Raw genomic sequence first — 9326 nt, 5'->3', positions numbered from 1 at the left:
GTAATGGAATGTCGGAATAAAAAGCATTACCCAAGAGAGATAAAATGGGGGTGGGTGGGTGGGAACTGGCTTTTAGCGCAGTAGTGTAAGCAAATTGTCCGACTCTCAATGCTTCGGTTTTAAAACCTTTTGCCAATAAATCATTTGCAGTAGAATTTAAAAGTAAGGCTTTGGAGGTAGCAGCTTGCTTTTCAGCTTTACCTGTTTGATCAAAAGCATAAAAAATAGCAGCAAGAGCCAATACTAAAAAAACTACTGCCACTCCTAACAATAACCTAGTTTTCCTAAGCCTATTTTGGGTTTTTATTTTTTCAGCTCGTTCTTTTTTAGCTTGCTTTTCCGCATCTTTTTCTCTTCGGCTTTGAGCGGTTTTTTGAATTGGAGCGACCAAGGTGTCATGACTCAGCTCGAAGCTGGTTCCTCCTACCGTATTGGGTTCTGATCTCAGTAATCGCTTATCGACCAAAGTCCTTAGAAGTTGCTCAGGAATCTGATGTTCGGAGGTGATGACCGACTCAGGTAGTGGTACCCGGTTCCCACCTATGATTAATTTGTCTTCGATCAGGATTCTGGCCTGGAGTTGATTTTCGTCAGGAAGACTATTGATAATGGTATTGTAGTGCTCCTCGAAAATATCAGCTGGATTCCCCAGTTCGGGAGCTGTAATTTCTAGTTTGGTCGCAGTGGGATGTGCTATTTGTTTTTGGATGATCTGTTCTTCCACATGCTGGCAGATCAGCTGTAGCTGGAAGGTTTCTATGCGTTGATTTTCTTTGTCTTTGAGACTGCTAAGAATCTTGGCTATTGTATCTTCGGAATAGGTAAATACCGGCGAGGCAAAATCCCCTGCTTTTTCTGCCGGCTCAAGCATTGCTTCCAATGCCTGGGATTCATTCAAGGGTTGAAGTTCGTAAGTCTTTTTAAAGATTGCAGGAATCGGACCTTTCAATTGATTGAGCAAACTGATTCGGTCGCTTCTTAAGGAAAATAAGACTTTGATATTTAGCGGTTCAAGTATATGATCTGTTTCAGCTTTGGAAAAGTAGACTTTATTAGCCACTATTTTCTTTTTGAAAAGCTGCCGGACTCCTAGGGGTAAATTTTGGTTAAGAAGATTTGCTACTTCACTTGCAAAGTCGTTCACCTCGGCCGGGGCATAATTAAAAAGTTCTTCGAATTGATCAAATACTAAGACCAAAGCAGGTGAATCTTTTTGAGCTAGCTGAATTGACTTTGCATAATACCAGAGTTTTGCCTCCGTATCAGTTGTTAGCTCATCAGTAATGTTGAATTTGGATTCCAGGAAAGTGGACTCCTTGATTTTACTTTCCAGATGATAGGCTAGTAATTCGACTGGATTTCGCTTTGGATCATTTAGACGGATGCTTAGCGTTTGGAATTTTTCTTCCTCATTGAGTCTTGGGATGACCCCTGCATTAAGTAGGGATGATTTCCCATAGCCGGATTTACTAAACAGCAGGATGAGTTTTTCGAGAACAATGAGTTCGGTTAGTTTTTCTATATCTGTATTTCGTCCAAAAAACAATTCACGATCATCCTCTTGGAAAGGTCTGGTACCTGGATATCTGAATTGCTTTTCCATTTGATTACTATTTGTGAAATATGCTTTTTATAATGGGAATCTTTAAAATTCGAAGTTCTGTGCTAAAGAATGAGATTGCTTAGTTCGTTCCTCCCTACCATTGATGTCACTAAATTTTTTCCTTAATCGATTTTATCAATGCTTCAAAATCAGTGTTCAAGTGGATTTCAGGAGATAGGGAATTCAGGTCTTTGAGGATATTCATAAGCGCACCCCAATTATCTACCACCCGCTTATAAAGCATATACTCAGCACCTATCACAGCAATGGCATCGCCTCCATTTTCCTTTATTTTTTGATCCAGTTTGTTTTTTTCACCATTCCAATAGTCTTGATAGGTTAGGAGTGATTCCGAATCAAAAATGTTTGCATCTTGAAGTACGATAGGGATTACCCGCTTTTCAAAGTCCCGGTTATGGTAGATTTCCAATAGCTCATACATGCAATAAGGGGACTTCAAATACTTTTCGCTGATGACCACCACTATTCCCTTGCCTTTTCCAATGCGATCCATGAAGAGGCTTATCCGTTCTTGATAGGCCAGATCCCGTTTATCCCTAGTAAGTTTCAGGTTATTTTTTTGGAGAATTACATCCATTTTATTGACTATCTCTTCACTTTCTCCTCCCCAGGCATAGGATACATAGATTTCTGAATTAGAAATTATCAGCCCTTTTTCTATGGCTTGTGAATGAATTTCTGAGATAATTTCTGCTGCTGAGCTTTTGCCAAAAAATGCCACTTTAAACTCCTCTGAGTAGAAACTTTTGCTATTCTCCTGTGTGATATCATGAGAGTGTAAAAGCTTATTTTCATTGATTTTGATCAGTCTCAGTAAAAGTTTGAAATACCATTTGTCAAAATTAAACCCAATAAAAAGTACAGAGGTAGCATGTCGCAATTCGGTTTTGATATTCAATTCAAAATCTCCCATGATACTGAAGAGGTAATCAAATAAATTATCGAAGGTCAGTACAATAGAATTGATGTCTGTATAATCTCCAAAAATATTGTAGATCAGTGTTTTGTGCGCTCTTGGAGAAACTTTTTGGGATTCTCCTTTGCGATAATGGTCATAATCAAACTTGAGATTTTTTTCTTTAAAGGCTTTATTAAGAGTTTTGTCGGGAGACGTATTGATAATTGTCGAAAAAGGGATTTCAGCAATTTTCCGATAGATGTCATTTGGTTCTAATTGATCATAAAAATCCTGTATGTCATCTTCAATTAACACAGTGGTATGAGAACTGGCAAACTTAAACATCTCGTCATCCGGATAATACTTGACCTGATCCCCGATTTTCTCCTGAAGGAATTTAGCTAGTTTACTGTTGATACTCTCTCCGTTTTCATACAAGAGTTCAGGACCTAGTATGACCAGGCATTTATCTTCTGCAATTCGCTTAACAATACGGGATATGGTTTCTTTTTCCATTTAAAAATTTAATTGATGATCGACGGGTTTTCACTGGAAGAATTATGAATTGAAATAAAAAAAATACTCGTTCAATTTCGAAAATAGCAAAAGGAGATCTTTTTTAAATTTATGGTTTCTCAAATAAATAGACCTTTTTTCAATCCTACTTTAGTGAATATAAGTCAATTAGGCGGTTCTTACAATAGGACTGAAATGAAGTTTAGAAAAAGATTAGGTAATAATCTTTAGAGAGAAAGAATCAAATGAAAAAGGATATAAGGACTCCACAGGATACCTTCGTTGTACTTTTCTGACTATTTTGGAAACTATGAAGAATAACCTGCCCTCTCAAAAATTGCTTTTTTGCCTTTTGTTTCTTTTAAGTTCTACTGCTTTTGCACAGCAGAAAAAACCCAATATCCTCTTTATCCTCACGGATGATCAACGCTGGGATGCATTGGGCTATGCTGGAAATGATATCATACAAACACCGGAAATGGATAAGTTGGCCGAGCAGGGGATTTATTTCGAAAATGCTTTTGTCACCACACCGATTTGCGCGGCGAGTAGAGCGAGTATTCTCACTGGACTCTATGAGCGGACGCATGGCTACACTTTTGGACAGGATCAATTGTTGGAGACATACGCTGCAGAATCCTATCCTTTGCAACTGAAAAAAGCTGGCTACCATACTGGGTTCTTCGGGAAATTTGGGATTAAGTACCCTGAGCTAAGTGCCTTATTTGATGAGGTGGATAGCTATGATCGGGATGTTTCCTATCCTGATCGACGCGGTTATTTTTACAAAACTATAGATGGAGACTCGGTTCATTTGACAGAATATACTTCTTATCAGGCGCAGGAATTTATCAAAAATGCGCCTACTGATCATCCATTTTCTCTTTCACTGAGTTTCAGCGCACCGCATGCACATGATCCCGCTAAGGACCAGTTTTTCTGGACGGACGCTGTGGATGATTTGTATCAGGATGTGAAGATTCCCGGGCCTATTTTAGGACAGAAAAAGTACTTTGACGCGCAGCCTGAATATGTGAAGACTAGCGAAAGCCGTACACGTTGGTTTTGGAGATACGATACTCCTGAGCATTACCAGCAAAGTATGAAAGGCTATTATCGCATGATTTCGGAAGTGGATATGCAGATCGGTAAAATCAGGGCGCTTTTGGAAGAAAAGGGTATTGCTGATAATACAGTTATCATATTTATGGGTGATAATGGCTATTTCTATGGCGAGCGTCAGCTTGCGGGAAAATGGCTGATGTACGACAATTCCTTGCGGGTGCCGATGATCATTTACGATCCGAGAAATCCAGGACATCGGGATATTTCTGACTTTGCGCTGAACATCGATATTGCGCCTACAATACTGGAATTCGCAGGAGTTTCTGCTCCAGATTTGTGGCAAGGTGAAAGTTTAGCTGGTTATGTGAAAGGGGAGAATCCTGCTATCGCAAGAAAGGAATTTGTAGCAGAGCATCTCTGGAAAGTTAAGATTATTCCAGCAAGTGAAGGATTTCGAACTGAAGATTGGAAGTATTTCCGCTATCAGGAAGACTTAGCACATGAGGAGTTGTACTATCTGAAAAAGGATCCTTTGGAGAAAAAGAATCTGGCATACAAAAAGAAATATCAAGATATATTGAGCGAAATGCGGGATCGATTTGAGAAGAAAGCGGCGGAGTTAGTAGGGGATAAGGTGGATTGAGGATTTTATGTGGTGGTCTAATTTTGAGAAGAGTCTTTGCTCGAAATAGGTTCCGGTCTGAGCAAAAGCACTACGAAGCAGGCTAATTGCGGCTTCGAGCCTCCCGTACAGCATTATGGAGCAGGAGTCCTCTAATTATTAGGTCTGCCCAAATTCTCAAAAACCACCAACCCGTCTTTTCCTGCCACTACTATATCTTTCCAGCCATCATCGTTCAGGTCAGCAACAGAAAAGTAAAGCCCGCTGCCTTTGCCTTCGCCAAGTGGACCGTAGCTGATTACATTTTTGGTGAAGGATTCCCCATTCCATTTGAAATAGTAGAGACCAGCATAATCTTTTCCTCCAGGGTCTTTGCCGTTATGAGCTCGGTAGCGTTTTCCAGTGACCAATTCATTCTGTCCGTCATTGTCGATGTCCACCCATTCCATCGTATGATATTGCGATTGGTAGGGATCTATTTCATGCTTCACAAAGCTTATTTGGTTGCCTTCTTTTTTCTGTTCCATCCAAAACAACCCAAATTCATGTGCCTGTCCGACTATCAGATCTGCTAATCCGTCTGAATTCACATCTGTGACTATCATCGGAATGCTTGTATCACCTAAGTTGAAATCAGGGTGCAAAATCCATTTCCCTGTTTTCAGGTCACTTGGAGCTTCCAGCCATCCTTCGGAAATCACCAAGTCACCACGGCCATCTCCATTGATATCACCGAAGCCCAATCCATGCCCATGAATATCTGCTACTGGAAATTTCTCAAATTGATTTGACCCAGTCTTTTTGTAATAGGCTAGTGCTTTTCGAGGAGTATTTGGCACAATTTCCAAAATGCCATCTCCGTCAATGTCAAATCCTCTCGTAGTTTCAATATTTCCTGTTTTAGCGATTTCGTGGGTTTTCCATTCGCTGCCATCTCCTGGGTTTTCTTTCCACACCAAGGTGCCTTCAAACCAGCCTCCAGTCACAAAATCCATTTTCCCATCTTCATTCACATCCATGGGAATGGTCGAGAAATCCTCGTAATATTCGCCGAAGCGTTTGACTTGCCCGATGAGAAATCGATCCAAAAATGCTGGCCCTTTGTACCAAAAACTACCTGAAACCAAATCGAGTGTTCCGTCATTGTCCACATCAAAAACTCCCACAGATTCTGTGCTTTCATAAGCGATTACCAGCTTTTTGAACTTGACGGTAGTTTCCTGCGCAGCAGCGAATAATGGAAGAGATAGTAAAAGAAAAGGCAAAGACTGCTTAAGGATATTCATAGAATTGAAATTTTAACTGGTTAAATCAGAGTGAAAAAATTGGGTCACAAGGAACTCAAACCCTAGGACCCAATTTTCTTTATCCGACACCCGACACCCGACACCCGACACCCGACATCCGACATCCACCAACTACTTCTCCATCGGATGAGCTTTCAGCAGATCTGCAGGCTGGTAGAATCCCTTATGATCTTTGACTTCCGCTCTTACTTTTTTCACCAAATCAGGCGAAATAGACGAAGCTTGATTGCCAAAAGAGTTTCTTACATAGGTTAAGACAGCTGCAACTTCAGTATCGTTAAGCATTCCCTCAAAGGGTGTCATGGGAACTTGCCCAGGATATTCTCTGCCTAAAACTGTAATCGGTCCCATCATGCCTTTCAAGACTATTTTGATCAGGCGTTCTTCACTTCCAGTGACCCAAGGGGTACCTGCAAGTGGAGGGAACTGTGAAGCGGATAAGCCTTGACCATCATGCTGATGACAGGTGCTGCAGTAGCCTTCTCTAGCATAAATTTCTTTACCAAGTACAAAAAGTTCTCTATCCGAACCTGTCAAGGAGGACTTGATATCTTCTACTTTTTTGTCTTCCACTGATAAGCCTGAAAGATGAGCCACGGCAGTTTCATAAGCAGGAGTGATCCACTTGTCCATCTCGCTACCTTCAGCTGCCGAAAGAACCTCCAAGCCTTCCTCACGTGGCATCCAAGATGCCGCCACGATTGCTTCAAGTCTAACGCGACCATTTTCATCTTTTACTGCCTCTGTCATCAGCTCTTTCTGATTGGAAACCTGATGGCCGGTGTATCGAAGTACCCGTACTGCAGCAGCTCTTGCTCTATAATCTTTTGCTTTTAGCAATTGCTCAAGTAAGTCCTGGTTTACTTTATTGATTCCCCAGCTCACCCAAAGTGCTTCCAGGAGATTGTGCTCGTATTTAGAATCGTTCTTGTCCAACTTACTTGCCCAGTCAGCCACTGCCTCTGAAACTTCGGCTTGGTCTCTTCCCCGCAATTCTCTACGAGTTCTGTATCGCGATCTGTATTCAGGGAGTTTTAGATTTTCTAGTAGTGCAGGAATGCTTGCCCCATCGATTTTAGCTGGAGTGACCAAAGGTCTAGAAGGATAGGTGATTCTGTAGATCCTCCCGTGCTGGTGATCTCTAAGTGGGTCACGTGCATTATGCTGCATGTGACCGATTAGGATATTGTGCCAATCGACCACGTAAAGAGAACCGTCAGGAGCGATTTCCATATCTACCGGACGGAAATTTCTGTCAGTGGAGGTAAGTAAATCCTGTCTCCATTTGGTAGAAAAGCCAATTTCCTCATCGATCATCTGATGCTGCTTGGTTCCCAAAAACCCGATGGTGTTATTGATGATCATATCACCCTGCACATCATCCGGGAAATGTCTGCTGGAGATAAATTCAAGACCGGAAGTTGGGCGCACCATTTGATCTTTTTGGATCAGGTTTGCTCCTTTATTCGTGGCATTGCCATAGCGTGGAAGTACTGAAGCAGGCATCATGTAGTTAACATTAGGGCCAGAAGTCTCTGCATAGAAGTTTTGTCCCCATTCGTCAAAAGCAATTCCCCAAGGGTTCGGAATACTTACCTGAGCCACTCGCTCCAGCTTATGTCTGCTTGGAGTGTATCGGTAAAAACCACCATTTGTCGCACGAACAGGGCCATAAGATGTTTCCACATTCGTATGCAAGAAAACTCCCTCTGCCATGTAGATCGCACCGGACTCATCTGTGGTAAAAGCAGAAATCGCATGGTGAGTATCGTGATCGTCAAAGCCGCTTAGCAAGATTTCTTTGCGATCAGCTTTGTCGTCATTATTATCATCCTTTAATATGATAAGGTTGTTTCCCTGGGAAACGTAGACGCCTTCAGCTGCCAGTTCGAAGCCAACAGGAATATGCAGATCATCTGCAAATACAGTTTCCTTATCGGCTTTGCCATCATTATCTGTGTCTTCGTAGATCAAAAGCTTATCAGCGGGTCTTGAATCACCCGGCTTGTAATGAGGATAACTCGGCATGGTCGCCACCCAAAGTCTGCCTTTATTGTCAAAGGAAAGTTGAACAGGATTTGCAAGATTTGGCCATTCTTCTTCTGAAGCGAAAAGCTCGATTTTGTATCCTGGAGCTACTTTTAGTTTGGCGAGAGCGGCTTCACCATAGAGATATTCAAGACTTCCATTGGCTGCAGGATTGTAATTTGTCTCTACTTCTGGGAGCTTTTCAGTATCTGCATCGGCAGCTGCAAGATCTTTCTTTTCACCTTTATTTGCCATCCAGATCGCGGTATCTCTGATCGCAGTCATCTGGCGGATTTTTTCTAATTCAAAAGGATAATTGTCTGGACCAAAAGGATCGTATCTTCTCCCAAACACGTGAACGCCATTCGGGATTTTGTAGTCATTTCTCCAAAACCAATTTTTCTCCTGTACAGCTTCATGTACTAGTTCACGATTTGCTTCATTTTTGATTTTTTGCTCACCAAAAATTTCATCTGCCAAAAGCACCGCTAATTTTTTGTAGCCAGCTTCGTTCAGCTGTGAGCCATCGATTGTCAAATCTTCTTCCGTCTCCAAATACCATTGCTTGCTGGGAGTAAAAGCATCGACAAATATTACCTTGTTGTTTTCAGCAATCTCTTGCATGGCGACTGTGTAGAGATTCAAGCTTTCATTTTCAGTCTTCCCATCTGGGACATCGATTTTTTCTGATAAGTCTTCAAAAGCGATAGGAGAGACGATTGCCAATTTCGGGGAAAGCGTGTCATGATATTGCTGACGGAGTGTATGCTTTATAAAAGCGTCCAATTCTGCCTTATAGTTTTCAATGCCATCTACTCCCTGAAAAGATTCATTAGAGCCAAAAAATGCTATAATGATGTCAGTTTGAAGTCTGGTGAGCCATTCGTCAGGCTTTTCAAAATGACCTATGCTTCCTGAAGGAGTGGCGAACTCATCCTGGAAATCCCCAGCTCCTGGGAATGCCCACGGATCATTCGTCCCCGATCGAGGTCTAAAACCAGGTGTGTCTCCAGGGTCTGCAAGGTTTCTTATGAATAAATTCTTGTCAGGATTTCTGAGTTGCATCTCTGTCTCAAAACTTCCATAATCCATCATTCTAGAGCCCAAATTGTTTCCGATCAGGGCGATTCTAGTATTGGGTTGTAATATGAAAGTTTCTTTCTGAGTACATTGAAAAGTAAGGAGTCCCAATAAGATAAGGACAAAGAGGTTTTGGGGAGATTTATTAAGCATTTTTTGGGTATGAACTAGTGATAGCTAATATTA

At 41.5% G+C, this 9326-nt stretch carries 5 protein-coding genes; 1 reads left to right on the top strand and 4 read right to left on the bottom strand.

Translation table 11 applies throughout. From position 1 onward, the window contains the following. Window positions 1-1603: nSTAND1 domain-containing NTPase (locus tag BVH04_RS07345; RefSeq protein ID WP_086540831.1), on the bottom strand; the 1603-nt coding region annotated here is incomplete at its 3' end. Window positions 1604-1712: 109 nt separating this feature from the next. Then, window positions 1713-3038 (bottom strand): toll/interleukin-1 receptor domain-containing protein, encoded by a 1326-nt coding sequence (locus BVH04_RS07340; RefSeq protein WP_086540830.1) that lies wholly within the window; start codon window positions 3036-3038, stop codon window positions 1713-1715. A 310-nt stretch (window positions 3039-3348) separates the two neighbouring features. Between BVH04_RS07340 and BVH04_RS07335 the strand changes: the two genes are divergently transcribed. Then, window positions 3349-4746: a sulfatase family protein gene (locus tag BVH04_RS07335; protein WP_086540829.1), complete on the top strand. Its 1398-nt coding sequence runs from the start codon at window positions 3349-3351 to the stop codon at window positions 4744-4746. A gap of 131 nt (window positions 4747-4877) precedes the next feature. Here the strand turns inward: BVH04_RS07335 and BVH04_RS07330 are convergent, their stop codons facing one another. Next, complete coding sequence (locus BVH04_RS07330; protein ID WP_086540828.1) at window positions 4878-6011, bottom strand: FG-GAP repeat domain-containing protein; 1134 nt, start codon at window positions 6009-6011, stop codon at window positions 4878-4880. A gap of 132 nt (window positions 6012-6143) precedes the next feature. After that, window positions 6144-9293 carry a PVC-type heme-binding CxxCH protein gene (locus BVH04_RS07325; protein ID WP_086540827.1) on the bottom strand — a complete coding sequence of 1050 codons (3150 nt, stop codon included), beginning with the start codon at window positions 9291-9293 and terminating at the stop codon, window positions 6144-6146. Window positions 9294-9326: the final 33 nt, after the last annotated feature.

It is taken from the genome of Algoriphagus antarcticus, from assembly GCF_002150685.1.
Classification (GTDB): domain Bacteria; phylum Bacteroidota; class Bacteroidia; order Cytophagales; family Cyclobacteriaceae; genus Algoriphagus; species Algoriphagus antarcticus.
This window is presented reverse-complemented; position numbering and strand designations above follow the sequence as displayed.

What these genes read in the sequence shown, in the direction of transcription:
- BVH04_RS07340 (WP_086540830.1), bottom strand. Translation starts at nt 3,038, where the DNA reads ATGGAAAAAGAAACCATATCCCGTATTGTTAAGCGAATTGCAGAAGAT.
- BVH04_RS07335 (WP_086540829.1), top strand. Translation starts at nt 3,349, where the DNA reads ATGAAGAATAACCTGCCCTCTCAAAAATTGCTTTTTTGCCTTTTGTTT.
- BVH04_RS07330 (WP_086540828.1), bottom strand. Translation starts at nt 6,011, where the DNA reads ATGAATATCCTTAAGCAGTCTTTGCCTTTTCTTTTACTATCTCTTCCA.
- BVH04_RS07325 (WP_086540827.1), bottom strand. Translation starts at nt 9,293, where the DNA reads ATGCTTAATAAATCTCCCCAAAACCTCTTTGTCCTTATCTTATTGGGA.